At 58.5% G+C, this 26,749-nt stretch carries 25 protein-coding genes; 12 read left to right on the top strand and 13 right to left on the bottom strand.

Features of this window, described 5'->3' with window-relative positions; translation table 11 throughout:
* Nucleotides 1–79: 79 nt before the first annotated feature.
* Both GO499_RS09415 and GO499_RS09420 read right to left on the bottom strand, forming a co-directional pair.
* Nucleotides 80–1,015, bottom strand: a complete 936-nt coding sequence (locus GO499_RS09415; protein ID WP_161861958.1) for a pirin family protein — start codon at nt 1,013–1,015, stop codon at nt 80–82.
* 238 nt (nt 1,016–1,253) lie between these two features.
* Nucleotides 1,254–2,147, bottom strand: coding sequence for a LysR family transcriptional regulator (locus GO499_RS09420; RefSeq protein WP_161861959.1), 894 nt, complete (start codon nt 2,145–2,147; stop codon nt 1,254–1,256).
* Between the two features lie 111 nt (nt 2,148–2,258).
* Between GO499_RS09420 and GO499_RS09425 the strand changes: the two genes are divergently transcribed.
* The 4 genes from GO499_RS09425 (at nt 2,259) to GO499_RS09440 (ending at nt 5,254) form a co-directional block, all read left to right on the top strand.
* Nucleotides 2,259–2,906: a LysE family translocator gene (locus GO499_RS09425; protein WP_161861960.1), complete on the top strand. Its 648-nt coding sequence runs from the start codon at nt 2,259–2,261 to the stop codon at nt 2,904–2,906.
* A gap of 39 nt (nt 2,907–2,945) precedes the next feature.
* Nucleotides 2,946–3,782, top strand: a complete 837-nt coding sequence (locus GO499_RS09430) for an alpha/beta fold hydrolase (RefSeq protein ID WP_161861961.1) — start codon at nt 2,946–2,948, stop codon at nt 3,780–3,782.
* A 237-nt stretch (nt 3,783–4,019) separates the two neighbouring features.
* On the top strand, nt 4,020–4,610 hold the full coding sequence (locus GO499_RS09435; protein WP_161861962.1) for an NADPH-dependent FMN reductase: 591 nt from the start codon (nt 4,020–4,022) through the stop codon (nt 4,608–4,610).
* 392 nt (nt 4,611–5,002) lie between these two features.
* Nucleotides 5,003–5,254 (top strand): hypothetical protein, encoded by a 252-nt coding sequence (locus GO499_RS09440; RefSeq protein WP_161861963.1) that lies wholly within the window; start codon nt 5,003–5,005, stop codon nt 5,252–5,254.
* Between the two features lie 328 nt (nt 5,255–5,582).
* Here the strand turns inward: GO499_RS09440 and GO499_RS09445 are convergent, their stop codons facing one another.
* Nucleotides 5,583–6,329, bottom strand: coding sequence for a hypothetical protein (locus GO499_RS09445; RefSeq protein WP_161861964.1), 747 nt, complete (start codon nt 6,327–6,329; stop codon nt 5,583–5,585).
* A gap of 955 nt (nt 6,330–7,284) precedes the next feature.
* Between GO499_RS09445 and GO499_RS09450 the strand changes: the two genes are divergently transcribed.
* The 6 genes from GO499_RS09450 (at nt 7,285) to GO499_RS09475 (ending at nt 11,984) form a co-directional block, all read left to right on the top strand.
* A complete protein-coding gene (locus GO499_RS09450; RefSeq protein ID WP_161861965.1) occupies nt 7,285–7,638 on the top strand; it encodes a hypothetical protein in 354 nt (117 codons plus the stop codon).
* A gap of 70 nt (nt 7,639–7,708) precedes the next feature.
* The gene (locus GO499_RS09455; RefSeq protein WP_161861966.1) at nt 7,709–8,467 is read left to right on the top strand and encodes a hypothetical protein; all 759 of its coding nucleotides are present in this window, start codon (nt 7,709–7,711) and stop codon (nt 8,465–8,467) included.
* An 83-nt stretch (nt 8,468–8,550) separates the two neighbouring features.
* The gene (locus GO499_RS09460; RefSeq protein WP_284154956.1) at nt 8,551–9,750 is read left to right on the top strand and encodes an N-acetyltransferase DgcN family protein; all 1,200 of its coding nucleotides are present in this window, start codon (nt 8,551–8,553) and stop codon (nt 9,748–9,750) included.
* A complete protein-coding gene (locus tag GO499_RS09465; RefSeq protein WP_161861967.1) occupies nt 9,747–10,868 on the top strand; it encodes an alanine/ornithine racemase family PLP-dependent enzyme in 1,122 nt (373 codons plus the stop codon). Before GO499_RS09460 ends, GO499_RS09465 begins: the two co-directional genes overlap by 4 nt.
* A gap of 48 nt (nt 10,869–10,916) precedes the next feature.
* Complete coding sequence (locus GO499_RS09470; RefSeq protein ID WP_161861968.1) at nt 10,917–11,153, top strand: hypothetical protein; 237 nt, start codon at nt 10,917–10,919, stop codon at nt 11,151–11,153.
* A gap of 543 nt (nt 11,154–11,696) precedes the next feature.
* On the top strand, nt 11,697–11,984 hold the full coding sequence (locus tag GO499_RS09475) for a hypothetical protein (protein ID WP_284154957.1): 288 nt from the start codon (nt 11,697–11,699) through the stop codon (nt 11,982–11,984).
* A gap of 477 nt (nt 11,985–12,461) precedes the next feature.
* Here the strand turns inward: GO499_RS09475 and GO499_RS09480 are convergent, their stop codons facing one another.
* From GO499_RS09480 to GO499_RS09515, 8 genes are all read right to left on the bottom strand, one after another.
* A complete protein-coding gene (locus tag GO499_RS09480; RefSeq protein WP_161861969.1) occupies nt 12,462–13,208 on the bottom strand; it encodes an SDR family NAD(P)-dependent oxidoreductase in 747 nt (248 codons plus the stop codon).
* Nucleotides 13,209–13,275: 67 nt separating this feature from the next.
* Complete coding sequence (locus GO499_RS09485) at nt 13,276–14,157, bottom strand: NAD(P)-dependent oxidoreductase (RefSeq protein WP_161861970.1); 882 nt, start codon at nt 14,155–14,157, stop codon at nt 13,276–13,278.
* Between the two features lie 39 nt (nt 14,158–14,196).
* Nucleotides 14,197–14,529 carry a cupin domain-containing protein gene (locus tag GO499_RS09490; RefSeq protein ID WP_161861971.1) on the bottom strand — a complete coding sequence of 111 codons (333 nt, stop codon included), beginning with the start codon at nt 14,527–14,529 and terminating at the stop codon, nt 14,197–14,199.
* A 26-nt stretch (nt 14,530–14,555) separates the two neighbouring features.
* Nucleotides 14,556–16,877: a heparinase II/III domain-containing protein gene (locus tag GO499_RS09495; RefSeq protein ID WP_161861972.1), complete on the bottom strand. Its 2,322-nt coding sequence runs from the start codon at nt 16,875–16,877 to the stop codon at nt 14,556–14,558.
* 79 nt (nt 16,878–16,956) lie between these two features.
* Entirely contained in the window at nt 16,957–18,528 is a 1,572-nt protein-coding gene (locus tag GO499_RS09500; protein ID WP_284154958.1) for an extracellular solute-binding protein, read from the bottom strand.
* Nucleotides 18,529–18,586: 58 nt separating this feature from the next.
* Nucleotides 18,587–19,468, bottom strand: coding sequence for a carbohydrate ABC transporter permease (locus GO499_RS09505; protein ID WP_161861973.1), 882 nt, complete (start codon nt 19,466–19,468; stop codon nt 18,587–18,589).
* Nucleotides 19,469–19,481: 13 nt separating this feature from the next.
* Entirely contained in the window at nt 19,482–20,486 is a 1,005-nt protein-coding gene (locus tag GO499_RS09510) for an ABC transporter permease (protein WP_161861974.1), read from the bottom strand.
* Nucleotides 20,483–21,586, bottom strand: coding sequence for an ABC transporter ATP-binding protein (locus GO499_RS09515; RefSeq protein ID WP_161861975.1), 1,104 nt, complete (start codon nt 21,584–21,586; stop codon nt 20,483–20,485). Before GO499_RS09515 ends, GO499_RS09510 begins: the two co-directional genes overlap by 4 nt.
* Nucleotides 21,587–21,804: 218 nt before the next feature.
* On the opposite strand from GO499_RS09515, the gene GO499_RS09520 reads away from it, so the two are divergent.
* Together GO499_RS09520 and GO499_RS09525 are read left to right on the top strand one after the other, a co-directional pair.
* Nucleotides 21,805–22,497, top strand: coding sequence for a GntR family transcriptional regulator (locus GO499_RS09520; protein WP_161861976.1), 693 nt, complete (start codon nt 21,805–21,807; stop codon nt 22,495–22,497).
* A gap of 119 nt (nt 22,498–22,616) precedes the next feature.
* Nucleotides 22,617–23,915, top strand: coding sequence for an MATE family efflux transporter (locus tag GO499_RS09525; protein ID WP_161861977.1), 1,299 nt, complete (start codon nt 22,617–22,619; stop codon nt 23,913–23,915).
* 415 nt (nt 23,916–24,330) lie between these two features.
* Here GO499_RS09525 and manD read toward each other — a convergent pair whose 3' ends face one another.
* Nucleotides 24,331–25,557: a D-mannonate dehydratase ManD gene (gene manD, locus GO499_RS09530; protein ID WP_161861978.1), complete on the bottom strand. Its 1,227-nt coding sequence runs from the start codon at nt 25,555–25,557 to the stop codon at nt 24,331–24,333.
* Nucleotides 25,554–26,708: a Gfo/Idh/MocA family protein gene (locus GO499_RS09535; RefSeq protein WP_161861979.1), complete on the bottom strand. Its 1,155-nt coding sequence runs from the start codon at nt 26,706–26,708 to the stop codon at nt 25,554–25,556. The genes manD and GO499_RS09535 overlap by 4 nt, the downstream gene beginning before the upstream one ends.
* Nucleotides 26,709–26,749 lie beyond the last annotated feature (41 nt).

Here is a 26,749-nt window from a genome sequence, read left to right on the forward strand (position 1 = left end):
CGCCTCCATCCAGCATCGCTCCCCTGGCAGAGCGGGTCATGGGGTTGGGAGCCCCCCTTTTGCGTCCCAGCATTACCGATCAGCCCGGCAGCGGAATATGTTCATCGCGGTCGTCGACCGGGAGGTCGAAGCGCCCCTGCCCCCAGTTTGCGGCGCGCCATTCGGCCTTTGCCGCTTCGATGCGCTCCTGCGATGAGGCGACAAAGTTCCACCAGATGTAGCGAGGGCCATTGAAGGTGGCGCCGCCAAGGATCATCAGACGTGCGCCCCGATCGCCGGCGGCCACCGTGATCTTGTCGCCCGGTCGGAAGACCATCATCCGGCCCGCTTCAAAATCCTGCCCAGCCACCGATATGGAGCCATCGACGATGTAGATGCCCCGGTCCTCGTGGTTGTTCGGCATCGGCAGGCGGCTTCCAGGCTCAAGCTTCACATCGGCATAGAACGTCTCCGAGAGCATCTTCGCCGGCGCGGTGGCGCCATAGGCGCTGCCGAGGATCAGCCGGACGGACGCACCGTCATCCTCAATCATTGGCAAGGTCTCCTTGCCATGATGTTCGAAGCTGGGTGCCACATCTTCGTGGCTGTCAGGTAGGGCCAACCAAGTCTGGATTCCGAACAATCCGTTAGGACCGCTGCGCGCTTCCGCCGAAGTGCGCTCGGAATGGGTAACGCCGCGCCCGGCGACCATCCAGTTCAGCGCACCGGGTTTGATCACCTGATCGGCGCCTGTGCTGTCGCGGTGGTGGAAGTCGCCGCGGTAGAGATAGGTCACAGTGCCAAGCCCGATATGCGGATGCGGTCTCACATCGATGCCCTGGCCGGTCAAAAGTTCGGCCGGCCCGGCCTGATCAAAAAAGATGAACGGCCCGACCATCTGCCGTTTGGGCGCGGGCAATGCACGCCGAACCTCGAAGCCGCCCAGATCACGAGCCCGCGGAATGATGAGCGTTTCAATGGCGTCGATACCCACCTCATCGGGGCAGCCAGGGTCGAGTGCGGGGTTCCAGCTCATGCGCTTAATCCTCTCTGATGCTCGCGGACGGGCAAGTGGTTGCCGATGCGAGTGTCTGATCTCGATGCAACCGGATGGCCCGGGTTGTCTGGGCAATACCGTCGCGTTCGAAGCGAAGTTAGGGGACACGCCACGCCGGCGACTAGTCGTGACGCGCACAAAGCTGTGTCGCGGATAGCGGAACGCGCACACCATCTCGCAGGTCGTAGGCCTGCAGGGGCATCTCGACCTTCTAGCCTCACCCGTCGCCGCCGATGGTGTCGGGATTTCGTTCGAAATACTCGATCAGGGTTTCGGTGAGAACCCTGATCTTTCGCGCAGGATGCAGGCCCGGCGGGCGGACGACATAGGTGCCCGCCGGAGGCGGGGGATAACCCGTCATGATCCGGACAAGAGCGCCGCTCGCCAGATACTCATGCAGGATGCAATCGGGGAGCCGGGCGATGCCGAGCCCCGCCGCAGCAGCGGCCGCGAGCGCCGCACCGCTGTCGGCCTTGAACCTGCCATGCGGCTGCACGGTGAGGATCCTGTTGCCGTCCAGGAACTGCCAGGGTTCGGTTCCCTGCATGAGCGCCTGATGGGTGACGACCTCGTCCGGCGTCCGGGGCGCGCCGTGCTCCTTGATGTAGTCCGGGCTGGCAACGAAAGATCCAAGGACCGCACCGATACGCTTTGCGATCAGATTGGAATCCGGAAGCGTTCCAACCCGGATCGCGCAATCAAACCCCTCCGCGATGAGATCGACGAAACGATCGCTATAAGAGGCTGAGATCTGGAGCAGCGGGTGGCGATGTGCCAATTCCGCGAGGGCGGGGGCAAAGCGGGTCGGGCCGGAGGTGAGCGGCACCGCGACCCTCAGGCGACCACGCAGACCGCCCGTCGGCAGGATCGCCTCCCGCGCCGTGTCGATCTCGGCGCTGGCCCGCGCGGCATGGTCGCGGAAGGTCGAGCCCGCTTCCGTTAGCGCGGCGCCGCGGGTCGTCCGCGAGAGGAGCTGGGTGCCGAGTTCCGCTTCGATCCGAAAGAGCCGGCGACTCACGATCGACTTGGAAACGCCGAGTCGCCGCGCTGCGGCTGAAACTCCCCCGGCATCGGCCACGACCACGAATGTTTGAAGATCCTCGATGTTCATTCCGGCGTTCCCCGTTTAGCGACACAGATTGCCCCACTCTGGCACTATCGTGCAGCTCAAGGGAACGACAAGTTGCGAACAACCTCCATGTCAGTGTCGAAGGACAGGAAAATGGAACTCCCAGCCTACCTGACCTTTCTGCTCGTCAGCGCCACCCAGGCCGCGACGCCCGGTCCCTCCACGGTGTTCATCGTGAACAACGCCATTGCCCACGGATGGCGCCGCGCTCTCGCCGCCCTCAGCGGCGATCTGGTTGCGATCGCGTTGCTGGCCACAGCGTCCATCATCGGGCTCGGCGCCCTGCTCATGGCCTACCCGGTCGCCTTCCTCGTCCTGCGTCTTGGGGGAGCGGCCTACGTCATCTGGCTGGGATGGACGTTTCTTCGCCCGTCCGCGCCAGAGGCGGACCACATGACCCCAACGGCAGATCTTGGACAAAGCGGGTTGGGACTCTGGCTCCGTTCCTTCAGTGTAGGGATCAGCAACCCCAAAGCAATCCTGTTCTTCGCTGCACTGTTCCCCCAGTTCCTGCCCGTAGGGAGCGGACCGTCCGTCCTCGCGCTTCTTGTTGCGACCTTCCTTGGCGTGAAGCTCATCATTCTCGGCAGCTACGCCTTCGGCGCCAGACACCTCGCCCGACGGCTCCGCAACCCAAAGCATGCGAGGCGCGGACGCGTGCTGACCGGCCTCATCTTCGTGGCGTTCGGTGCCCTGATGATCTGGTCCGCCCTGGGCGCCACGCAGGGCGCCGCGATGTAACGAACCTCGACCCAAGACCATCCAGAAGGAGAACCCACCATGGGCTTTACCACCACCAACGACGACGTGCAGATCTTCTACAAGGACTGGGGCCCAAAGGACGCCCAGCCCATCGTCTTCCACCATGGCTGGCCGCTCAGCTCCGACGACTGGGACGCGCAGATGCTGTTCTTCCTGTCGAAGGGCTACCGCGTCGTCGCCCATGACCGGCGCGGCCACGGCCGTTCGAGCCAGATCGACAGTGGCCACGACATCGACCACTACGCGGCCGACGCTTTTGCCGTCGCCGAGGCGCTGGATCTGCGGAACGCAGTTCACATCGGTCATTCCACGGGGGGGGGCGAGGTCGCGGCTTACGTCGCGCGGCATGGGCAGGATGCGGGCCGGGTGGCGAAAGCCGTCCTCGTCGCCGCCATCCCACCGCTGATGCTGAAGACCGACGCCAACCCCGAGGGCACGCCGATGGAGGTCTTCGACGGCTTCCGCTCGGCACTCGCCGGCAACCGAGCGCAATTCTTCCGCGATGTTCCCGCTGGCCCGTTCTACGGTTTCAACCGCGACGGTGCGGCTGTCCATGAAGGCGTGGTTCAGAACTGGTGGCGGCAAGGCATGATGGGCAGCGCCAAGGCGCATTACGACGGCATCAAGGCTTTCTCGGAAACCGACCAGACCGGGGACCTCAAGGCGATCACCGTGCCGACGCTGGTCCTGCATGGTGAGGACGATCAGGTCGTTCCGATCGCCGCTTCGGCGCTGAAGGCCATCGAACTGCTACAGGACGGCATGCTGAAGACCTATCCCGGGTTCTCGCACGGCATGCTGACGGTCAATTCCGACGTCCTGAACGCCGACCTTCTGGAGTTCGTGACCAGCTGAGACGCTTGTGGGCCGCGGCGCGCAGCCGCGACCTGCAAAGCCAGTGCCTCCCCCCTCCGCGCTCTGGTCTGTGTTGACGGCACCGTATCTGATAGATCGTGGGGTCACCGGAGATCACCGCCGGCCAAAAAGATGACTGAATGCGCGGTGTATTCGGGCGCAGCAGCAGCAGGCGACCGCTCTGTCCCAACAGGCCGTCCGATCGCTGATCCTGCCGTTTCACCGAAGGAAGATATCATGGCCAACCGTATCCTCGTCCTCTATGGCTCCTACCGCACCGACCGGCTTGGCATCCGCCTCGCGCGGTACGTAGTCCGGGAACTGAACAACCTCGGCGCAGATGCCGAACTGATCGACGCCAAGGCAATCGATCTGCCCATGATCGATCGCATGTACAAGGAGTATCCCGCCGGCGACGCCCCAGCTGCGATGGAAGAGCTTGCGGAAAAGACCCGCACGGCCGATGCGTTCGTCTTTGTCGCCGGCGAATACAACTGGGGTGTCCAGCCGGGGCTGAAAAACCTCACCGACCATTTCCTTGAGGAATGGTTCTGGCGGCCCGCCGCAGTCGCGAGCTATTCCGCAGGCCGTTTCTCCGGGGTTCGGGCCGCCCTCGCCTGGCACGGAACGATCTCCGAAATGGGAATTGTTCCGATTTCCAGCTCACTCGCAGTGGGCGGCATCGGCAGTTCGCTGGATACCGACGCGCAGCCCACGGGCGACGGCGGAGCAGCCCTCGTCCGGGCCTTTCCACGCTTCGCAGCAGATCTCGGCTGGTGGGCCGAAGCGGCCCGAGCGCAGCGACAGAAGGCGGGCACGCCCTACTGATTCAGTCCAACGCGTTCCGGCGACGGCCCTCAACCGCACCCTCCAATCCGGCAGTTGCAGGGGCCCGTCGGCAGGCGGTGTCCCGCCTCACATAAAAGGGTGACCTTAAGGATACTATCGTATGACAACGTATCGAGGCGGCGATCATGTTCGTCACCGCAATCGCCATGTTTGCCAGCGTGGATTATGGCCTCGGGGGTGATGGCGGAAAGCGGTAGTACTCGGCGGTTTGCGTAGACGTGCGAATAGCTGACCGAGAAAATTATCGTGTTTAAAAATACGCCAACCAGCTGAAATGACAGAGATATTGCAAAAACAGTGTTTTTTAGCATACTTTCAAAGAGAATTACAAAATCAGCTAGAACCGCTTCATAGAAGTGACCGCATAATTCATGAAACTCAACGAAATGAAAACCTACCTTGCAGCCCACGGTGCCGAAGAAGGCGTAGCATACTCTCATGGCGGGCTTGGCGGAGGCGAGATCACAGGTATCGAAAAAATTGATGGTGTCTGGCACACCTATTCCAGTGAACGCGGCAAAAAACAGGGATATCGCGCATGGCCCAGTGAAGAAGAGGCTGTGGCTGATGTCATGAAATATGCAGAAAAATTTGCCCGAGCCTATAAGCTTTGGCGAGATTGAACATACATCGCGGTCGGCACTGAGCATGGCCAAGACCGCTGTCCGACGGCACGTATAGGCAAACTTATTACGCCCCCTCAAACGACATATGTGCCGCGTGCGACTATGCAAATTTTGGCGAGGCTGCACACCGGACGGATGAAGCGGACAAGGTGTTTCAGAGAAGCGATTGAGCGGGATCGAAACCGACCATTCAGCGCTCCGAAACACAGCAGCCGCTACAGACGGATCAAGTCACCAGCATCAATCAAATACTGAAAACACGAGAAAACCTGCTGCGTCGCCGCCATTTTGCAAGAATTCACTGATCGCGCAAACTTCGGTATCTTTAGTTTAGCGGTGTGCCGCATATAGTTTCGGCTCTTGGCGCGCAGGCACCGGTACCGCCAATGCGCCAGCATTGCGTTTCCGGCGCCCTTGCCTCCCAGTAATGTTTTCGGGTTTGAGGAGGATAGGATGCATTTTGTTTTCGCAACGAACTATACTCTTCATTCGAAATAGTCTCACGTAGCGGCACCTGTTCTATACTGACAAAAGTAAGTCTGGATACTTCCCCGCGGCTCGTTTTTGACTTATCGCCAAGATAGCAAACGAGCGACTGATCCTTCGCAACGATATCCGACCAATGGTAATCATCTTGTGTCACATGTGGGAGTGGCCATTCGTCGCCGTGCATAAGGATATCCCAGCATACGGATCGTAAAGAGGTGATGTGCATTGCCTCGGGACCAAAGGGAATGCCGAGATTGTCAGGCCCATCAGACATGGTGGTGATCCCAGAAGAGGGCGGGCCGTTGGCGCTGTGCGCAGTAGCAAATCGCTTGCCATAACAGTTCATCACAACCGTCGCCGTATTCCCGCCGAGCATTTCATCAGAGGTCACTTGCACGGTGACCCGCGAGGCGTATCCAGTTTCCCAGTATTCCTGATTCCACATTTTCGCTTCGGTCTGAAGTCGTGCGTATTGGTTCGGGTAAAAAAACGTGAAATCCAAAATGTACCGCGCAACAAATAATATAGACAAAATAATCGGCGTCGAAATCAGAACGAGCACTATTTTCGACAATTTCGACATTCTACTCCTGCAAGACTCTGAATTTTACGAGGGCACTCTTCATTTTAGTTGGATCAGCCAATAAATCAATAATCGGTCCCACGCGCCAAGAAGGGCACTTTTATTCGCGAGAGAGCATAAGAACAACCGAAGTGCATAGTTAAAATGTCGGTTGACTGTGAGTTCTCTTTTGCTGTGATTTTGCAACCGCAGCGGATGGTGGCTTTGACGGTCCGCGCCGCAGCATCGCCGGGGAAGAGAGAACGACGGTTGCGGGCCGAATTCACCTACTCTTGAGATTGAGGGGCCTTTACCTGCCGGGCCGCCGCATGTCCGGTTTGAGCCCCTTTTTGCCAATGTTCTGTGACGCGGCGAAAGTCGGCGATTGGTCGGGCGAACCGAAAACCGACATAGCTGCGCGAGGATCTTCGAATGTTCATCGTGGTGGTTTGCCAACTTTGGCCATCTTGAGATGTATAGCTGGGCCTATGATCGGATCAAGGATCACTAAGCTTGTATTTCCGACCCTAAGAGACTATGTCAGAGATACCAAAGTTGCGGTTCTCTGCGGCATAGGCGCATCAGCCTGTTAGAGCGGACCACAATAGTTAACCACGAAAATTAAGCTGTCGCGTCCTGTATCAAGGATCTGATGTTTGGGAAGGTTGCCGATGTTTTCGCGCACGACCACGTCAGTTGTGCCATTTCTCCATCCGTTTGTGGTCGCGGGACACACCTATGAACTGCCCGCGGCGATAACAAAGTTTTGGCAAACAGCGAAGTCATGCAGAGCCTCAGCTTTAAGGCATACCGACGGACTGTGACGTTTCCATTGATCAATTGGCAAACAGGAAAGTCAGAGCTGCGCGCATTGGATCACCGAGACCTGAAGTTGGCTCTGGCAAGGATCAGACCAACGCAAACACTAACGTAATCAAAAAAGTGCGGCGGCGCTTTCTCCGTCAGAGGATCAAAAATGACAATTCCCGAATGGACGAAACCCGCTGTTTTCGGCGCCCTGGTTGGCGCAGTTGCTGTCTCTATTCTTGGCTTCACTTGGGGCGGCTGGACAACTGCAGGAAGTGCAGACGAGATGGCTCAGAGCTTTGCTGCCGACGAAGTTACTTTAGCGATGGTGCCGGTTTGTTTGAACCTCTCGCAAGTTGATACAGAACGCGCCGCAAAATTGGCCACACTTCAGGAAGCTACTAGTTTTCAGCGGCGCAACGCGATGATGGAAACCGGCTGGGCCACATTGCCGGGCACTGATACTCCAAGCCGGGATCTGGCAGACGCGTGTCTCGCGGGGCTCAAGTTGGATGGATCGTAAATCAGGAACAATGAAACCGCTAGCTCCGCACTCTGTCGCAGCCCCGGCACCCACAAACACATCAACGGTCATGGCCCTGTTAATGGGTTCATTTGTTGCAGCCATGCTGCTTGCGCTCCCTGCATTTTCTCAAACCACCGCTCAGGCAATGCCTGCGAACGCCAGTGCCAAAAGTTACGGTGATGAATGGGAATGCAATATTGGCTTCCGACTAGACGAAAATACCTGCGTCGCTGTTGTTGTGCCGCAAAACGCATACGACACGAACCGGTCCTACGGGTCCGGTTGGGAATGTCTGCATGGATTTCTCAGAACCGATGACGCTGCGTGTGTTGTAGTAGAGGTACCGGAAGGTGGGTTTTTGGACCCGTCGGGCGAACGCTGGCAGTGTTTGCGCGGTTACATCAAGGTCGATGACACGTGTCAGGAGATCGTGCTGCCAGCGAATTCATACTTAGCAGATGCCTCAAATGGCTTCATGTGGACGTGCGAACGCGGGTTTGAAGCAACTGACGGTCAATGTACTGTGATTGCGGTTCCAGCCAACGCCTACCTGAATGGATCAGGATTCGGTCAGCCCTGGACATGTGAGCGCGGCTTCTTTGAACAGGCTGGCCTGTGCGAAGCCGTTGCAATCCCCGCGAATGGATATTTTGACGATGCAACCTTCGGCACAGGGTGGAAGTGTGATCGTGGATATACCGCCTCTGCCGAGACATGCGAATTCATAAACATTCCCGAAAATGCGCATCTGGACAGGTCGGGCAACCGCTGGGAATGCGACAGGAACTTTCAAAATTCAAAGGGGCTGTGCGTGCTTATCAACTAAGCGCAAAGCACGGCTACACGGACTTCAAATTGCGCAGGTAAGGACAGTTCTGTCCTCCGTGCAGATCTTAAAAGGGAACTACAATGGAAACGAGTTTTGAACCTGTCGATACCACCCGCCGTCCCGTCAGAGGCGCGCAAGCGCCACCAATGTCCCGCAGAGAACCCAAACATGCGACTTCATTCACGCAAGTCTCAGCGCCACCATCGGCGGTCGTTTATTGTGAAGGGAACTTCGCTCAGATCGATGGCAAAACTGCAAATGGCCTTGTGCGTCATTCAGAGGCCTATCGCATCCTTTCTGTCATCGACAGCACCTATAGCGGACAAGACAGCGGATCCGTTCTCGACGATACAGTGAACCACACCCCAATCTTTGGTGATCTGGATACTGCAGTTACCCATGAAGCCGCTGTTCCCGATACCTTGATCTATGGGATGGCCCCCTCGACAGGGCGTCTTTCGACTGCGGATCGGGGCGTTGTTCTGCAAGCAATTGAGCTTGGTATGAACATCGTGAGTGGGCTACATGAATATCTGAGCGATGACCGAGAAATAGCCAAAGCTGCTTTGGGGCGAAATGTCACAATCCGCGACATTCGCAAGCCGAAACCCAGCAAGGACATGCGCCTGTTCGATGGCAGTGTCGCTGGTGTCAAAGCCCTGCGCATTGCCATCCTTGGGACAGACTGCGCGATTGGCAAGCGCACAACGGCAACCGTTTTGGCGCGCGCCCTGAATGCGAAGGGCATCAAGACTGTGCTTGTCGGCACGGGCCAGACCGGCTTGATGCAGGGGGCCAAATACGGCATCGCAATGGATGCCGTGCCACCCCAATTCTGCTGCGGCGAACTTGAAGGTGCGATTATTGCGGCTTCTGAAGGTGAACAACCCGATGTTATTTTGATTGAAGGTCAGGGCGCATTAAGCCATCCGGCGTTCTGCACATCCGCGTTTATCCTGCGGGGTAGCCAGCCGGATGCTGTCATCCTTCAGCACGCCCCTAAACGCGCACATCGCTGCGACTTTCCCAATATGCCAATGCCTTCCCCCTCAAGTGAGATTGCCTTGATCGAAGCCTTTGCCGACACAAAGGTCATCGGTGTCACGCTCAATCATGAGGGGATGTCCGAAGCCGAAATCACCGACACGATCGTGGCACAAACACGCAAACTCGGCTTGCCTGTCACCGATGCATTGGCCCGACCGGCTTCACATTTGCTAGCGATGGTGGTCGCCGCATACCCCGGCCTGACGCAAAGGACCTCGGTGGCCGCGATATGAGCTGCCCACGCATCGAAGTGGATCTGAGTAAGATACGTCGCAACACAGAAACTGTCGTTCGGCGGCTGGGTCCGCGTGGTATTGGCGTCACAGGCGTTACCAAGGCTGTCTGCGGTCATCCTGCGATCTCTCAGGCCATGCTCGACGGTGGGGCAGCCGGACTTGCTGATGCACGTGTCCGCAATGTGCAAAGGCTACGTTCGGCAGGCATGACAGGCCCTATCACTCTGATCCGAACGCCGATGTTAAGCCAGGCCGAGCAAGTCGTTCAATCTTGCGAACAGAGCTATAACACAGAGCTCTCGGTCATATCGGCGCTGGCTGCGGCCGCGATCCGCTCCGGCAGGGTTCACGGCATCGTCTTGATGGTCGAGATGGGCGATCAGCGGGACGGGATACTACCGGAGAACTTGGCAGGAATTGCACAGCAAGTCATGCAGATGACTGGGGTTGGGTTGAAAGGTATCAGCGTGAACTTTGCCTGTCTGAGCGGGATTGCCCCGACCACTCGGCAAATGGCCGCTTTTTGCGACCTTGCAAATGAGATTGAGGGGGTATGCAGCCCGTCTCTCAAGATTGTGTCTGGAGGCAACTCTGCGAATTTGCCCTGGGCGCTTGACGAACACGCGACGGGTCGAGTCAATGATCTCCGTCTGGGTGAGGCTATCCTTCTGGGCGTTGAACCGGTGTCTGGTGACCATATTGGCGGAATGCACACAGATGCTTTCACTCTTGTTGCCGAAATTATAGAAATGGCTTCAGTACCTCCACCGATCCCTGTTGCCCTGATCGATCCGACTACGGAACGACTTCGCCTTGTGACAACCAGTGGGGTCTCTTCACGCATGATCCTCGCGATGGGTCATCAGGACACCGACATTCTGGGTCTTTCAATACCTGTTGGAAGCACATTGATCGGGGCGACCAGCGATCATCTTATCATCGGAACGCCTCGATCCCGGTTAAAGGTGGGCTCCGAAGTGAGATTCCAGATGAATTACAATGCGTTGATGCGTGCCATGGCTGCGCCAGACATCGAAGTGAAACTGCTGGGCGATCCACCCACACGACCATCAGGGCGCACCCAAGGCGAGGTCGAACACTTGGCGTTGGTTTGAAAGACCTCGTTTGGTTCGGTCGACGTGCAAAACAAAGGAAACCCAAAATTGACGGAACTCACAAAAACCAATCTGTTTAAAGTGAATGACTCTAAACCGGAAACCCCAATGGATAAGACGACGCGTGTTGTCAGACAAATGGTCGACGAAGAATCGGAACAACGACAAGCCAAGAATTCCCGACTGCGCAATGCTCGCCTCGAAAGAGAAGCAAATACGCCACCTGAAACCAAAGTTTCAGCAGGGTCAAAGCCGCGTCGCTCCAAGGCGGTTTCGACCCAGTAGATGAACTTTGGCGGCGATGTTTGCGTGATATGCGCCGCCGGGCAATGGTCTCTTCAATTAGTCGGAAATCGGCCAGAGTTTCTCCCAGAACTGCCAATCGCCCCTGCCGACCACAAGGAACCATCCATGACAGATGCAGAGCGGTCCCCAGGAAAGACCCACTATATCTGCCAGACTTATGTTGAAACGAAAGCTGGGCGCGACGGGCAAACCGACCTTAAAATTGCCAAGCAATTTGAACACTCCACAGCGTCGGAAGCGCAAAAAAAGCCGAACGAGAGGCCTTATCCGAGAATTGCGCAGGTGCCGACGCCTACATGGTCATCGATGGTCCCGCCAGTGGAGAAGTTGGCGACCCTAGATTCTTTGTAAGGTGTCTGACGTCAGCGCCATGACCGTTTGGGCGCGATTACCGCACTGATGGCACCGGCCAAGCCTGAGGTGGCGTGATGGCAAAGCCAGAAACCCTCCGCGTCCGCATCCCGCTCACCCTGCGCAATCGCGGCGGACGCCCCCTGCATTCTGCCTCCCAAGGAGATCGAGGTGGCCATGGATCGCGGCCAGGATGCCCGCCTCCTGCGCGCCATCGGCCGCGCGTGGGACTGGCGGCGCAGGCTCGAGCGCGGCGACATCAACACCATCGCCGATCTCGCCCGAGAGGAAGGTATCTCTGACCGCTATGTCAGCAGCGTAATCCGGCTGGCATGGCTCTCGCCAGCGGTGCTGGAGCGACTGGTCCTGCTGCGCGAGCCCACGGTGCTATCGATCTTGGACCTCTGCAGCGTGGCCGAACTGCCGTGGGTCGAGCAGCGAGAGAGGGTGTTTGACTGAGGGTCAGCCCCTCTCAAGTCCAGACAAAGATAGAGTGATAGCGATAAAAAATTTGGCTAAAATGCCGCAGAATTCCCATTGAATCCGCGCGGCGAAAGACAGCTCAGGGCCAATTTGTTACAATGGTGAGTAGCGGAGCATGTGACAATTTGGGTGGCTCTGCAACAATTGCTGCGAGTTCTCACGAGTTGTTTTTTAGCCGACACCGCGATGGCTAACTTTCTGTTTGCGCATGACCAAGCGTAGATCTAGGCTTCTGCTCATGATGTTGGATGACTTTTTTGCGGCAGGAAACCGGCCGTAGAGGCAAATTGAATTACAGACATGAAGGGCATCAGGCACTCAACATGCGCCCGCCCGTTCCTGAAACCCTATTAGAGAAACCCCTGATCAGTGGCCCAGACACAGGGGGTTAGACAGTTTGGCGTCCGTCATCGCCAATCCGACAGAGAGCTCGCTCACCTTTTACCTCACACCTTAGCTAAAAAAAACTCCGCCGTTGATGTCCACATTGGCTCCTGTAATAAAGCCAGACGACGCATCTACCGCGAGAAAACAGACCAATTCCGCCACGTCCTTTGGGATTCCCTGACGCCTAACGGGCGCCGAAGATTCAAGTGCACGACGTGCTTCATCCGCCGTATGTACATTGTGAAAATCAGTGTCGATCATTCCGGGGCAGAGTGCATTGACGCGGATTTGCGGCCCGAGTTCCTTAGCGAGTCCGCGCGTCATGGTCATCACTGCACCCTTGGAAGTGGCATAGGCGACGGCACCGGGGCCACCGCCATCGCGACCGGCCTGGCTGGCGAGGTTGACGATGGTGCCGGTCTTCATGTGCGGCAGGCATGCCTTGACCATCAGGAAGGTGCTGGTGAGGTTGAGATCCATCACCGCCTGCCAGTGCTCGAGGCTCATCTCGGCGATGGTCTTGCGCGCGATCAGGCCGCCCGCGTTGTTGACGAGGATGTCGACGCCGCCGAATTCCGCGACCGTGCGGGCCACCAGCGCCTCGACATCCTGCGCGGCATTCAGATCGCCCTGCTGCGCGAAGGCCTTGCCGTCCGCGGCGCGGATATCGGCCACCGTGGCCTCGGCCCCGGCGCTGCTGGCGAAATAGTTGATCGCGACATTCGCGCCCTCGGCCGCCAGCCTGATCGCGCAGGCGCGCCCGATATCGCGGCCGCCGCCGGTGACGATTGCGGTCTTTCCCTGAAGTTTCATTGTCGTTCGTTCCCGTGCTTGCTGGATGCCGTGTCACCGCGCGATGGGGTGCGCGCGCCGCCGCGGCCTAGGTTTCGAGTCTGAGGAAATATTCGAATATTTCCGGGACGTTGCCTTCGCCCATGCCGGCCGCGACGGCGGCCTGAAGGTTGGTGGAGGTGCCTTCGGCAATCTCGGCGCGGGTGCCCAGATCCTCCGTCATCTTCAGGAAGTAGCCCAGATCCTTGTTGGCGTTGTTGATCGAGAAGCCGAGATCGCTGACACCATCCACCGCGTAGTTCTTGCAAAAGCCCATGAAGGGCGAATTGGAGGGGCCGGTGGACATGATCTCGTAGAGCTGCGCCCGGTCCACGCCCGCACGGTCGGCCACGGCGAAGGCCTGGCTCATCGTGCAGACGGTGGTCATGCCCATGAAGTTGTTGATCAGCTTGGTGGTGTGGCCCGCACCCAGCGCGCCGAGATAGAAGACATTCTCGCCCTGCTCGTCGAGCACGGGCTTGACCTTGTCGAACGTGTCCCGGTCGCCGGCGGCCATGATGTTCAGAAGACCGTCTTTCGCGTGCGCGGGCGTGCGGCCGAGCGGCGCGTCGATCATGCCGGCACCGCGTGCCGCGAGATCGGCACCGATCTTGCGGGTGGAGGCCGGGATGGAGGTACCGAAGTCGATCAAGACCGCGCCTTCGCGGATACCGGCGAGGATGCCGTTATCGCCGTAGACGATTTTCTCGACGACCTCGGAAGTGGTGAGGCAGAGCATCACGATATCGCTCGCCTCGGCCAGTTCGCGGGGCGAGGCGGCGGCCCGTGCGTTGCCGCGGGCGAGAACGGCCGCCACGGCATCCTTGTTGAGGTCTATCACGACCAGATCGAAACCCTTCTTCTGAAGGTTCTCGACCATGTTTCCGCCCATGAGGCCGAGGCCGATGAAGCCGATGACGGGTTTGGACATGACGTGTTCTCCCATGTTGAAGTCGTGTGGTGCGTAGGTTCAGAGAAAATCTTCACGGTGCGGCGTGAAGACATCGAGCAGCGTGCCCGCCGCGAGGCAGGTCGCCCCGTGTTCGATGTTGGGCTGCTTGTAGAGCGAGTCCCCCGCCGAGACGATGTAGGTGTCGTCGCCCACGGTGAATTCGAACTTGCCCGAGATCACGTAGGTGATCTGTTCGTGCGGGTGGTGGTGGCGCGCGGCCACGGTGCCGGTCTCGAAATGCACTTCGACGACCATCACGTTGTCGTTGTAGGCGCCGACCTTCCGCGTGAGGCCGCCACCCGCGTCGAACAGCGCATTCTCTTGCGCGGGGAAGTGGTTCTTCGTGGTCATCTTCATACCTCCTGGGGACCGGTGGCTCATGCGTTGGCCAGCTTCTTGAGGACCACCTTGAAGGTGTTCTCGTCGACATCGGTGAAGTAGAGGTCGGCGTCGTAGCCCTGATCGTCCATGAAGTTGAAGATCCGGCGGGGTTCGCCCAGCCGGTAGGGCACGAGCAGCGTGGCGATGCGGTGGCGGGTGGCGGCCGGGTAGCGGGCGTGCAGGCAGGTGCTTTGCGGCAGGCCCTCGTAATCGGCCGGGTCCACGCCGGGAAAGCCGGTTTCCTGCGTCAGGTCCGGCTTTCCGGCCTCGGACCACACGACCTGGCCGTAAAAGCCCGCCCGTTCGCCGCTGTAGCGGAACGTGGTCTTGCCCAGATCGTAGCGCGCGTTGGCGTGCAGCAGCCAATCGACCGTCACGGGGCTGTCGGCGTCGACGCTGTCGACGATCACGAAGTAGCTGTTGCGCACGAAGTAGATCTCACGCTCGGCCAGCGTGACCTCGGGTGAGAGGCTCTGGTAGGCGGGTGTGGCGTCGCCGCGGATGTAGATGTGATCCTCGCGCTGTTCGGCGGCGAGGATGCGGCCGGTGGCGGCCATCGCCTTGGCCTTGTCCTTCTCGGCGTACTGGCCCTTGCCGTTGATCAGGATCGCGTTCTTGGACCGGGTCTGCCGACGCCATTCGCGGTGCATCGTGGAATTGAAGGCGACGTAGTAGCCGGACTGAATCGCCAGATCTTCACCGTAGGCGGCCAGGCAGAAGGCGTTCTGGTCGCCGTGGCTGTGGCTGATCGAGCCGAAGCGGGACGATTTGAAGACGAACTGGATATGCTCGTCCGGATCGGCCATCGCGTGCTGGATGCCGACCCAGCCGATGCCGCGGAAATGGCGGAAGCCGCTGGGCGGTGCTGTGGCCTCGACCTGCGGGAAATCGGTGAGGTAGGTCAGCTCGTCAAAATTGGTGTCCCACCAGCCCCAGTTGTAGAAGGCACCCTCGGTGCCGGGGTTCAGCCGCGCCAGTTCCTCGTGATACCACTGGTAGGCGCCGTTGCCGGTGACGCCCGCGTACTGGCGCAGGTTGGTGCCGGTCTTGATGCAGGGCAGATCGCCTTGCGTGCTGTCGTCACCGAAGGTGGCGCGCCGGGTGTTGGGCGCCTTGCAGTACAGCGGGAAATCGCCGGTGTTGCGGAAGAACGGGCGCTTGTAGAGGTCGAGGCCGGCGAAGCTTTTCAGGCGGTTGGCGGCCTCGATCAGGTAGGCCATGCCCATCATCCAGTAGTTCGTGCCCTCGGCCCAGCCGCCATCGGCATCGCCCCAAGGCGAATAGACCCCGGCGAGAAACTCGATGCAGTAGTTCAGCCACTCGCGCGCCTCGTCGTCCTCGTCGTCGCCCAGAAGCGCGATGCAGGCCGGGATCAGCGTGAGCGAGACGGAGCGGACCGCGTGGCTGTCATACGGGAAGAGGTGGATCTTGGCGTTGACGATGGCGTGCTCGGCGATATCGCGCGTCCGCTCCAGCAGCGCCGCCCGCACGCGGGCGCGTTCGTCCTCGCTCATCTGGTCGTACAGCCAGTCGTAGCCCCATGCCAGCGCGTTGGTAACGCGATAGGCCCATTCGTCGGTATAGGCGCGTGAGGTCACGCCCATCGGATCCCAGCTCGCGGCTTCCAGAAGCCAGTCCTTCGCGCGGTCCAGCATCTGCTGGTCGCCCGTGACCTGCCCGCCGATGGCAAGGTGGCGAATGGCGTAGATGACTTCCTGCAGATCGATGTAGGTCTGCCGCCAGACCGGGGCGACGCGCTTGTGGTCGGGGTAGCCCGCGGGCTCGTGCATGATCTCGCGGTCCGTCCACGGCAGGACGGATTTCTGATAGAACGTGGACCATGTGCAATGATCGGGATCGGCCTTCACCGCCTTGCGGAATTCCTGCAAGCGCTCGGATGTCAGCCAGAGCCGGGGATGCGCGGTGGGCGATGTATCGAAGCGGGTCTTGCGCGGGGGCAACGGTGTTTCGGGCAAGTCTGCGGTGATCGTGAAGCGACGCCTGCTGCTCCATTCGGACGCAGGTTTGCCCGCGGCATCGCAGACCGCGTAGGTCCAGTGGTAGTCTCCCGGCTCCAGCGCCACGTCGGGGGTAAAGAAATTCAGCGGGACGTTGGCGAAGGTTTTCGTGTTGCCGGAGCCGAATTCAGGGTCGGTCGACACGCGAAGCACGTACTCCGCCTCGTCCTCAATGACCGGCAGCCACGTGAAACGCGGCGGATTCTCAGTGATCTCGGTATCCGCATCGGGCGTGTACTGGATCGTCAGTCGGCCTGTCTTCGGTTCATCGAGCGTGGGAAGGGCTGCGGCGCCGGGCATTGGTTTGGTCTTTCTTTGAGGTCGGAGAGGGGGGCGGCCGGGATCGGCCGCACCGGCGTTTTGCTGAGGAGGGGCGTAATCAGCCTCGGTACTGGCGCTCATAGGCCGAATTCATGATTTCGATGACCTCCACGTAGCCCATCTTGTTGAGGGCGGTGATGTAGTCGTCCCAGTCTTCCTGCACGTCGCCCGAACCAAGAATCCATGCCTGCTGACGTTCCAGCATGTAGGTCTGGATGGAGGGGTAGTACTTGTCATAGATCGCTTGCTCGTCCTCGTTGAAGGCCACGCCCAAGAATTGCTCGACCAGAAGATCCTCGGTGTCATAGAGCTCGATCCCTTCACGCGCGGAGTCGCGGGTCCACTGCCACTCATAGCGGTAGTCCTGCGGATAGCCGCGGTAGACCTGCGCGCCTTCGAGGTACATCTGGCTGTTGACCGGCTGGCCCGAGTCCAGCACTTCGGGCTTGTAGACCGGTTCGCCGTCGACCATGTCCCACGTCTTGCCCTCGACACCGAAGTTGGCCAGCAATGCACCCTCTTTGGAGAACCAGAAATCAAAGTATTTGATTGTCTCGACCGGATGCTCGTTGGAATAGGATATGGCCCATCCATCGGGTTTCATGGGAATGCGGCGGTTTTCCTCGATCCGGACCCCGGCGGCCGATTGCGGCGGCAGGAGGGGCACAAAGTTGAAGCCTTCGACTTTGCCTTCCAACGCCACGTTGTATCCGGACGTGGAGGCGAACCAGTCGTGCGTCACGCCGCCGAGGTTCTCGCCCAGCAGGTAATCGCGTGCCGAGGATCCGCGGGTGAAGACTTCGGGATCGATCAGGCCTTCTTCGTACCACTGTGCGATGTTGGCCAGTGCGTCGCGATAGGCTTCCTGTGCGTAGGGGTGCGCCACCTCGCCGTCCTTGAGATAAAACTGATGGTAAACGTCCGCCCCGGTGGAGCGCGCATCCCACAGCGTGACCAAACGGATCATTTCTTCCCAGTCGCGGGCGAAAAAGGGAATTTCATCCTTTTCGCCGTTTCCGTTGGGATCCTGATCACGGAACGCGACCAGCACTTCATAAAGCTCATCCACATTATCGGGGCGTTCGAGGCCCAGCGCGTCCAGCCAATCCTGGCGGACGAACCATGCGCGGGCATACTTACCATCCGGCAGGTAGGGGATATAGTAGACATTGCCGTCATAGGCCGAGATGGCATCCCAGATGTCCGGGTGCTCGTCGAACCACGCTTTGATGTTCGGTGCATGCTCTTCAACCAGATCGTTGAGTGCCACGAAGGCGCCTTGCGGGCCGTATTCATTCACCGGCTGGCGAATGTTGGAACCGCCGACGATGTCCGGGAGGTCGCCCGTGGCCAGAAGAAGGTTCATCGCTTCGGAGTTATCCGTGGTGTTCCGACCGGAGGTCTGGTCCACCAGATGGATGTTGGTCTTCTCGCGCGCCACTTCTTCCACCGGATAGAGCTTTGAGGTATCGCCGCCGGGGCCATAGCCCTGGGCCCGCGCCCAGTGCATGTGGATTGTGAGTTCCAGCGGTTCGTCGACGATCGGTAACTCGATATCCTGAGCGAGGGCCGGGGCCGTAAGGGCCGTCGTTCCAAGGATGGCAGCAGCTGCCAGGTTAAAGGTTCGCATGGTATCCTCCCTGTTGCGAAGCGATTGGTTCTTTCGTCTTGCGGCGCGAGGGCACCGACTATTCCTTCACGCCACCCAGCAAGATGCCTTTGCTGAAGTACTTCTGAAGGAAGGGGTAAATGAGCAGGATCGGAATGATCGAGCAGACGATGATCGCGGCGGTCACAGTCTCGACGGAATAGGCCGCTGTTAGAAGGGACGTGGCAAACTCTTCGTCGTCCGAAAGTTCAACGATGACCTTGCGCAGGTAGACCTGAAGCGGGATCTTCTCTTCATCCTGCAAGAGGACCATCGCCCAGAAGAAGCCGTTCCAGCGCGAAACAATGCAGAACAAAGCCACTGTGGCGATCGCCGGCTTCGAAAGCGGCATGTAGACTTTCCACAAAACCTGGAATTCGTTGGCGCCATCCATCCGTGCAGCTTCCTCAAAGCTCTGGGGGATGCCCTCGAAGAAGTTGCGCAGAAGGATTATGTTGAAGCCGTTGACGGCGAAGCCGATGATGATGCCGAAGTAACTGTCGAGCAGGCCGAGATCGCGCATGTTGAGGAAGAACGGGATCAGGCCGGCGTTGAACCACATGGTGAAGGCCACCACCAGGTTCCAGAAGCGCCGCCCATAAAGCTGGGGCTTTGACAGGGCGTAGGCACCGGGAATGATGAATGCTAGGCTCATCAGCGTGCCAGCTATCGTGTAGATGAAGGTGTTCATGTACGACGTCCAGAAAAGTGGCTCGCTCAGCACCTGCTTGTAGGCTTCCAGAGTGAACCCAACCGGGGTGAGGATCACGTTGCCGGCGCGCGCCTCGAATCCTGTGCTCATCGACAGCGACGCAATGTAGATGAACGGATAGAGCGTCGAGAGGGTGAACAGGCCGATCAGGACCATGTTCAGGATGACGAACATCTTGTCACCGCGCGAGTAGAGGTTCATGTTGGCCATTGCTCGGTCTCCCTCACCACAGCGATGTGCGCGAATAGCGCTTGGAGATTGTGTTGGCCGTCATCACGAGAACGAAGGCCACCACCGCGTTGAATAGGCCCGCCGCGGCGGCAAGGTCGTACTGGCCGCCTTGGATCCCTTGGCGATAGATGAAGGTGTTCACGACATCGGCGGTCTCGTAGGTGGCCGGCTGATAGAGCAGGATGATCATCTCGAAAGAGACCTCCAGCATGTTGCCGATCCGGATGATTAGCATGATGATGATCGTGGGCAGGATCGACGGAAGCGTGATCTTCCACATCATCTGCCAGCGGCTGGCGCCATCGACCACGGCAGACTCGTAGAGCGTCGGTGAGACGCCTGCTATAGCAGCGAGATATACGATGGACTGGAACCCTGCTTCCTGCCAGATGCCGGTGCCGACGAAGATCGGGCGGAACCATTCAGGTTTGGTCAAGAAGTAGATCGGCTCGATCCCCAGCCACCCGAGCATCGTATTCACGATCCCCGCCGAAGGGCTGAATGCCGTGATGACGATGCCCGCTATGATCACCGAAGACACGAAGTGCGGCAGGTAGACGATTGTCTGCGCCGTCTTCTTGAAGGTCTGCCTGAGGATCTCGTTGAACATCAGCGCCAGCAGGATCGGCATCGGAAAGCCAAAAATCAGGCCGTAGAAGCTGATGATGATCGTGTTTCTGAGAGCGCGCAGGAACTGGTCGTTTCCGAAAAGCGTCTGGAAGTGTTCGAATCCGATCCACGGGCTGCCCGCGACGCCTCGGAAGATCGAGTAGTCCTTAAACGCGATCTGCAGGCCGTACATCGGCTTGTAGAGAAAGATCGCGAGCCACAGGATCGTGGGTATTAGCATGAGGTAGAGCTGCCATTCCCGCTTCAGGTGGTCGCCCACACGCTGCATCGTGTTGGGCTTGCGGCGGCGCCGGGCTTCCGTGGCGTCGAAGATCAACTCTTCGGTCGACGGCCCTGAGGCTCCGGTGAAGTTGGGATCGTTGGTCATTGCTCCAGAACCTGACCGGGCAGCGCTTTGCCCGACTGTGCGTCGAAGACCTTCACGAGGTGGGGTTCGATGGTGAACCCCCTGATACCTTCCAGGATGTGCATCTGGCCGACCGTATCTGTGCGGATTACGAATGGCTCGCCTTGAAGGCTGGCGTGAATCAACGCCTCGGACCCAAGCGTTTCAACAAGATCCACGTCGAGGTTGATAAGGTTCGGATCATCCTGTCGGGCGACGGACACGAATTCGGGCCGGATGCCGAGGATGACCTCCTTGCCTACCGTGTCGGCCAGCGCCGGAAACTGCTGGAGATGGATGCGCTGGCCGTCGAATTCGGCGACAGGGCCCTGATCTCCGGCGACGACCGTAGCCCTGACCATATTCATGGGCGGGGAGCCGAGGAAGCCGGCGACGAACGTGTTGGCTGGGTTGAGGAACAGCTCCATCGGCGAGCCGATCTGCTCAATCCGCCCGTCGTGCATCACCACGATGCGGTCGGCCAGCGTCATCGCCTCGACCTGATCATGGGTCACGTAGATCGAGGTTGCGCCGAGGCGCTTGTGCAGGCGCTTGATTTCGGCGCGCATCTGGGTGCGCAACTTGGCATCGAGGTTCGAGAGCGGCTCGTCAAACAGGAAAACCTTGGGGCGGCGCACAATGGCGCGGCCCATGGCGACGCGCTGGCGTTGGCCGCCCGACAGATCGGCGGGGCGGCGATCGAGGTATGGCGTGAGGCCGAGGATGCCGCCGACTTCCTCGACGGATTCGGCAATCTTGTTCTTGGGCTCCTTCCGGATACGAAGGCCGAAGGCGATATTGTCGGCGACGTTGAGGTGCGGGTAGAGCGCATAGTTCTGGAAAACCATCGCCACGTCGCGATCCTTTGGAGCGACGCGATTTACCAATCGCCCGTCGATCATTAGATCACCGTCAGAGATCTCCTCAAGACCGGCAATCATTCGTAATGTCGTGGATTTACCGCATCCTGAAGGTCCGACGAGCACAACGAATTCTTGTTCGTGCACTTCCAGATCGATCCCGTGCACGACTTGAATAGCCCCATAAGCCTTAACAAGGCCCTTTAGAGTTATGCCGGACATGTCTCCTCCCAAGTTTCGGCATCGGTTTTCAGTGATGCATTGCTTTTCGCTCATCGATTCGTTGTCGATCTAAATGGTATACTAGTATTCCTACTGGTATACTAGTCTAAGATTGTGTGGGCAACGAGCTGAGCTTTGTGTTAGAACGCTGTTGCATGCAGCAAGGTGACGCCGCACACAAAGCGCGCCTTGACTGGGGTGAAAGTTGGAGATGAGATATGGTTCAGGTAGTTCAAGCGGGAGATCGGCGAACAAGCGTCGACGACATATTTGATTTTTTGTATGAGCAAATCAGCGACTTGCAACTGCGCCCGGGAGATAAAATTTCTGAAGCCGATATCGCCGCACGTTTTGGCGTGTCACGTCAGCCCGTTCGCGATGCGTTCAGCCGCCTAGCCAACCTTGATCTGTTGCTGATACGCCCACAGCGAGCTACGGAGGTGAAGCGTTTTTCAATGCGCGAAATTTCAAAATCTCGCTTCGTTCGCGCATCTGTTGAAAAGGAAGTTCTACGCCGAGCCGCTGAGCGATGCGACAGGATCAATGCTGCACAACTTGATGAGGCACTTATGCAGCAAGAGGCGGTTGTTGAAGCAGGCGACTACGATGCATTCGGCGCGCTAGACTACGATTTTCATAAGACGTTATGTGCCATCGCACAAACCGAGTTCGCCTTTGATGTTATCAAGGCCGAGAAGTCCAAGGTCGACCGGCTTTGCGTCTTGGGGATGGCCAAAGAGTCTCGCATGCCGGAACTGTTAGCTGATCATCGGATCATCGCTGACGCCGTTAAGGCGCAAAAACCCGAAGAAGCTGTCGCCGCCGGTGTTCTACATCTCTCTCGCCTAGACGAGACGATTGACCGAATTTCAACGAACAACGCCAACTACTTTGAACCCGAGGACCGCTAAGCCATTTTTGTCGTTCCTTGAACTGATCGGATGTAGAAGTGACGAGCGATGAGCCGTTGGCTATGAAAGCCGGCGCACGATATCCTTCTGCCAGACAGGTATTGACTCTGGCCTGGCCCATGACCCTCAAGGCGATCATGCTGCACGGCACTGTCGTGATAGATGCCTATCTGGTCGCAGGGCTGGGGGAGATGTCCCTTGCGGCGATGGGACTGGCGGCGGCGATCGCGGGTTTTGTTTTGGGCGCGATCTTGGCGTTCGCGAACGCGATGCAGATCCGGACGGCACAGGCCGCGGGTTCCGGCGATCCGGTCTATCTCAAGTCCTCGCTCGCCGCGGGACTAACCATCAACCTGATGGTCGGAGCCACCGGCCTCGCTGCGATCACCGTGTCTGGTGACTGGATCGTCGCCGCGATGGCCCCGAGCATCGAGGTCGCTGGGCTCGCCACCCAGTACCTATCGATCTTCTCGTTCGTAATCATCGGCGAGGCCATCGGGCAGTGCCTGTCCAGCTATCTAAACGGCTGCGGGCGGACGCGCTTGCCGCTTTACAGCTTCTGTCTTTCTCTGCCGGTTAACGTCGCTGCCAGCATCGTTCTGATCCACGGCTATCTGGGACTGCCCGCTTTCGGCGTGGGAGGTGCAGCAATGGGCAGCGCCATTGCAGTGGCCGTACAGGTCGCGTTCCTCGCAATCAGCATGAAGCGGACCGACGGATACCTTTTACGGGTTTCCGGTTGGAGACAGGTCCGCTTTGGACCGACGCTGAAACGGCATTTGGCCTTTTCGTTGCCGATTGCCGCCACCTTCTTCAGCGCGACCTTCGCCACCCATGTCTGCACGCTGATCTATGCGAAACTCAGCCTTAACGACTTTGCCGCCATGACCCTGATCGCGCCCTGGATTATGGTGACAGGGACGATCGGCATGCAGTGGGCGCAGGCCGCCGGCATCATCGTGGCCCAACTTTTGGGACAACGGCAGCCGGAGGAGGTGCTCGACGCCTTCCTGTCGAGCGCGTGGCGTGGGGCCTTCGTCGCGGCCGGTCTCGTCTCTGTTCTCCTCGCCGGTGTCTGCCTTTCTGCGAATGCGCTCTACCAGGACCTCGGTATCGAAACCCGCGCAACCCTGTTGGCTTTCCTGCCGATCCTTCTGTTCCTGCCGTTTCCGAAAGGATCGAACGCGATCTGCGGCAATACCCTCCGCGCCAGCGGCGACACAATCTACGTCATGCACATCTTCGTCTGGTCCCAATGGCTGTTCCGTGTGCCTGCGACTGCTCTTGCTGTCGTCTGGCTTGACCTGCCGGCAGAATGGGTGTTGTCGATACTGCTACTCGAAGAACTAGTGAAGTTCCCGGCCTTCCACAGGCGACTTTACAAGGGATGGTGGAAACAGGCTACACTGTCGGAATAAGTTTGACCGGACTGCTAAGAACCCAAGTTGACGGGGCGATGAAATCTACGCCGTTAAGGAGAATTTTCTGCAAGTGCATCGGCAGTTCGCCAATCGCCGATACTTCTATTCTGCGCCGATTTTAGTTTGCCGGATTCGATTTGAGAAACCTTAGCGCCGATGACGCGAAACAGGATTTCTTGGCGTTATCCAGCGGAAGCAGTAAGGAATGCCGTATGCACCAGGGCCGGTCGCCCGACGATGATCGTTGCATCGAGAGGGCCAATGGACTTCTTGTGGCACCAAATGATGTCCTTCCCACTCGCTAGTGCGGCTTTGTCAGATAGGACAGGAAGTTCTCGCAGGACTACCTCTCAATCGTAACTACCGCGCTTGTTTCATCGGGGCGTGCGCGCCTGATCGTCGGGGCACTCATTCAGTAGTTCCACATCGTGCCGTCCTCCAGCCTTACGACTGGATGTGCGCCTGGTAGGTACTCGTAGCGCGCGGCCTGTTTCTCATCAAAGTCGACGCCAAGGCCCGGCGCATCGGAGACGTGGACCATGCCGTTTATCATCCGGTGTTCGGACGGGAACAGTGCATCACATTCCGGGGTGCCAAGCACGAGGTATTCCTGCACGCCGAAATTCGGAGCCCAGGCATTCAAGTGATGTTGCGCGGCCATCGAAACGGGCGAATGGCTGGGAGCGCCGTGGAAGCCGGTCCTGACGTGATGCAGTCCGGCCAGGTCGACGATCCGGCGCGTATGGGTGATACCGCCGCAATAGGTGACAGCCACGCGGATGAAATCGATCAGTTCCTCCTCGATCATCCGGTTGCAGTCCCAGATCGAATTGAATACCTCGCCGATGGCGATGGGTGTGGTTGAATGCTGGCGGATCAGGCGCAGCGCGTCCTGATCCTCGGCCGGGGTCGGGTCCTCCATCCAGAACAGCCGCACCGGTTCCACCGCCTTGGCAAATTCCGCAGCCTCGCGGGGTAGAAGCCGGTGATGAACGTCATGCAGGATATGCAGTTCCGGCCCGAAACGGTCACGGATCTCGGCAAGGGCAGTGGGCATGTATCGGATGTAGCGATCAGAATCCCATAGCTCGACCTTGGGCTGAATCCCAGTGTAGTCGGTGATGTAGTTCCTAACTTCGCCCTTCTTTTCCGGCACGGCGTAGCTGGCGGTGGACATGCCCGGGACGCCGCACTGCACGCGGACTGCCTTGTAGCCCGACTCGACGTAATGGGAGACCGAGTCCTTCAAGTCCTCTAGATCGGTTCCGGTGGCATGCGCATAAACCATAGCGCCACTCCGACTCTTGCCGCCAAGCAGTTGATAAACAGGCATCTTTGCCAATTTTCCCATAATATCCCAAAGCGCCATATCGATGGCTCCGTAGGCTGCCATGGCAACCGGCCCGCGTCGAAAATATGCGCCGCGATAGAAGAACTGCCAAATGTCCTCGACATTGCGCGGATCCTTCCCGATCAGGTTTGGAATCAGGTATTTTTCAAGATAGTTGGCTGGAAGTGTTTCGCGATTGTTCAGTGTTGCATCCCCAAGGCCGTATACGCCCTGGTCTGTAAGAACCTTGAGCGTGACGTAGTTCTTTTGCGGTCCGCCCACAAAAACCTTGGCATCAGTAATCTTCATCCTCTCTCTCCACGAACTAGCTCCGGAATCTCGATTGAGGTTCCACCCGCGCGGATCATGTCGATGATTTGCTGATACTGTGCCCCTTCGCGAAACGTTAGATATGGCGGGACGGCTTCTCCCTGAATGTCTCGAACGAACTCTCGCGCAAGAACATGCCAGCAGAACTCTGTTTCGCCCGCCACGTCCGGGAACGTGCGGGCGAGGTCGTCGGGCAATTTTAGAGCTGTCCAACCGGACTCGCTTGTATAGTGCGAAAGCTCCCCGCTGCCATAGTGACCCTTCAGGTATATCGCTCCTTCCGTGCCATAAAATACAATATGATCGTCGTGAAAACGTGGAACTAGACTTCCGTGCTTGAAAAGGACAGAGACAGGCTTTTGCGACCACGCGCTTTTTATTTGCGCCATGACGGTATAGGACCATTCGACATTGCTTTCGCCCCATCTCAGGGAAGGATCGCTCAGATCTTCGGGGATGTGCTCTCGCCTAGAAGCGAAATTGTGAACGCCTTCTACTATAGGTGCACGGCCTAGATCGTTTCTCACCTCGCCGGTCACTCTGACAATCTCTTCGCCGATCACATCAGTCACGATCGACAGTATGTGAGTAAAGTTGTTGTTTAGCCGTCCGCCACCGTCTTCAGCACGGTGGGACCAGCCGAACGGAATACCCCGTTCAAGGTTAAAATGTGAAATGCACTCGACCTCGGTCGGGGAGCCTATGGCACCCTCTGCGACAAGACGCTTAGCGTGACGAACACTGGGGGTATAACGGAAACTCGCTGCGTATGCCGTTTTGACGCCCTTTCTATCGGCAAGATTACGCAATTCGACAGCAGATACGCCGTCTGTGGTCATGGGTTTGTCGCAAAAGATGTGGCAGCCTTGCGCGATAGCGCGTTTGATCGATTCATGGTGTGCTCCACCTGGAGTAGCGATGGAGACGACGTTCGGCGAACATGCGTCGAGCGCCTGCGACCAATCCGTCCCTGCATAGGGAATACTCTTTTGCGCAGCGATCGCTTGTACTACTTGCTCTGTCCGACCGACTATTCCCACCACCTCTGCACCAGCGGCACGAAATGCATCCACGTGTCCTTGACCAGCAAAGCCAGTGCCATGCACGAGCACTTTAAGATTAGTGTTCATTGAGCTCCTCCAGATGGGAGCGCAGACTAGTATGTCAGCTA

Origin of the sequence: Algicella marina, from assembly GCF_009931615.1 — a bacterium.
GTDB lineage: Bacteria > Pseudomonadota > Alphaproteobacteria > Rhodobacterales > Rhodobacteraceae > Algicella > Algicella marina.

What these genes read in the sequence shown, in the direction of transcription:
- GO499_RS09505 (WP_161861973.1), bottom strand. Translation starts at nt 19,468, where the DNA reads ATGGCCAACATGAACCTCTACTCGCGCGGTGACAAGATGTTCGTCATC.
- GO499_RS09465 (WP_161861967.1), top strand. Translation starts at nt 9,747, where the DNA reads ATGAGCTGCCCACGCATCGAAGTGGATCTGAGTAAGATACGTCGCAAC.
- GO499_RS09495 (WP_161861972.1), bottom strand. Translation starts at nt 16,877, where the DNA reads ATGCCCGGCGCCGCAGCCCTTCCCACGCTCGATGAACCGAAGACAGGC.
- GO499_RS09415 (WP_161861958.1), bottom strand. Translation starts at nt 1,015, where the DNA reads ATGAGCTGGAACCCCGCACTCGACCCTGGCTGCCCCGATGAGGTGGGT.
- GO499_RS09425 (WP_161861960.1), top strand. Translation starts at nt 2,259, where the DNA reads ATGGAACTCCCAGCCTACCTGACCTTTCTGCTCGTCAGCGCCACCCAG.
- GO499_RS09520 (WP_161861976.1), top strand. Translation starts at nt 21,805, where the DNA reads ATGGTTCAGGTAGTTCAAGCGGGAGATCGGCGAACAAGCGTCGACGAC.
- GO499_RS09435 (WP_161861962.1), top strand. Translation starts at nt 4,020, where the DNA reads ATGGCCAACCGTATCCTCGTCCTCTATGGCTCCTACCGCACCGACCGG.
- GO499_RS09420 (WP_161861959.1), bottom strand. Translation starts at nt 2,147, where the DNA reads ATGAACATCGAGGATCTTCAAACATTCGTGGTCGTGGCCGATGCCGGG.
- GO499_RS09485 (WP_161861970.1), bottom strand. Translation starts at nt 14,157, where the DNA reads ATGTCCAAACCCGTCATCGGCTTCATCGGCCTCGGCCTCATGGGCGGA.
- manD (WP_161861978.1), bottom strand. Translation starts at nt 25,557, where the DNA reads ATGAAGATTACTGATGCCAAGGTTTTTGTGGGCGGACCGCAAAAGAAC.
- GO499_RS09480 (WP_161861969.1), bottom strand. Translation starts at nt 13,208, where the DNA reads ATGAAACTTCAGGGAAAGACCGCAATCGTCACCGGCGGCGGCCGCGAT.
- GO499_RS09460 (WP_284154956.1), top strand. Translation starts at nt 8,551, where the DNA reads ATGGAAACGAGTTTTGAACCTGTCGATACCACCCGCCGTCCCGTCAGA.
- GO499_RS09490 (WP_161861971.1), bottom strand. Translation starts at nt 14,529, where the DNA reads ATGACCACGAAGAACCACTTCCCCGCGCAAGAGAATGCGCTGTTCGAC.
- GO499_RS09445 (WP_161861964.1), bottom strand. Translation starts at nt 6,329, where the DNA reads ATGTCGAAATTGTCGAAAATAGTGCTCGTTCTGATTTCGACGCCGATT.
- GO499_RS09535 (WP_161861979.1), bottom strand. Translation starts at nt 26,708, where the DNA reads ATGAACACTAATCTTAAAGTGCTCGTGCATGGCACTGGCTTTGCTGGT.
- GO499_RS09450 (WP_161861965.1), top strand. Translation starts at nt 7,285, where the DNA reads ATGACAATTCCCGAATGGACGAAACCCGCTGTTTTCGGCGCCCTGGTT.
- GO499_RS09440 (WP_161861963.1), top strand. Translation starts at nt 5,003, where the DNA reads ATGAAACTCAACGAAATGAAAACCTACCTTGCAGCCCACGGTGCCGAA.
- GO499_RS09500 (WP_284154958.1), bottom strand. Translation starts at nt 18,528, where the DNA reads ATGCGAACCTTTAACCTGGCAGCTGCTGCCATCCTTGGAACGACGGCC.
- GO499_RS09515 (WP_161861975.1), bottom strand. Translation starts at nt 21,586, where the DNA reads ATGTCCGGCATAACTCTAAAGGGCCTTGTTAAGGCTTATGGGGCTATT.
- GO499_RS09430 (WP_161861961.1), top strand. Translation starts at nt 2,946, where the DNA reads ATGGGCTTTACCACCACCAACGACGACGTGCAGATCTTCTACAAGGAC.
- GO499_RS09510 (WP_161861974.1), bottom strand. Translation starts at nt 20,486, where the DNA reads ATGACCAACGATCCCAACTTCACCGGAGCCTCAGGGCCGTCGACCGAA.
- GO499_RS09455 (WP_161861966.1), top strand. Translation starts at nt 7,709, where the DNA reads ATGGCCCTGTTAATGGGTTCATTTGTTGCAGCCATGCTGCTTGCGCTC.
- GO499_RS09525 (WP_161861977.1), top strand. Translation starts at nt 22,617, where the DNA reads ATGACCCTCAAGGCGATCATGCTGCACGGCACTGTCGTGATAGATGCC.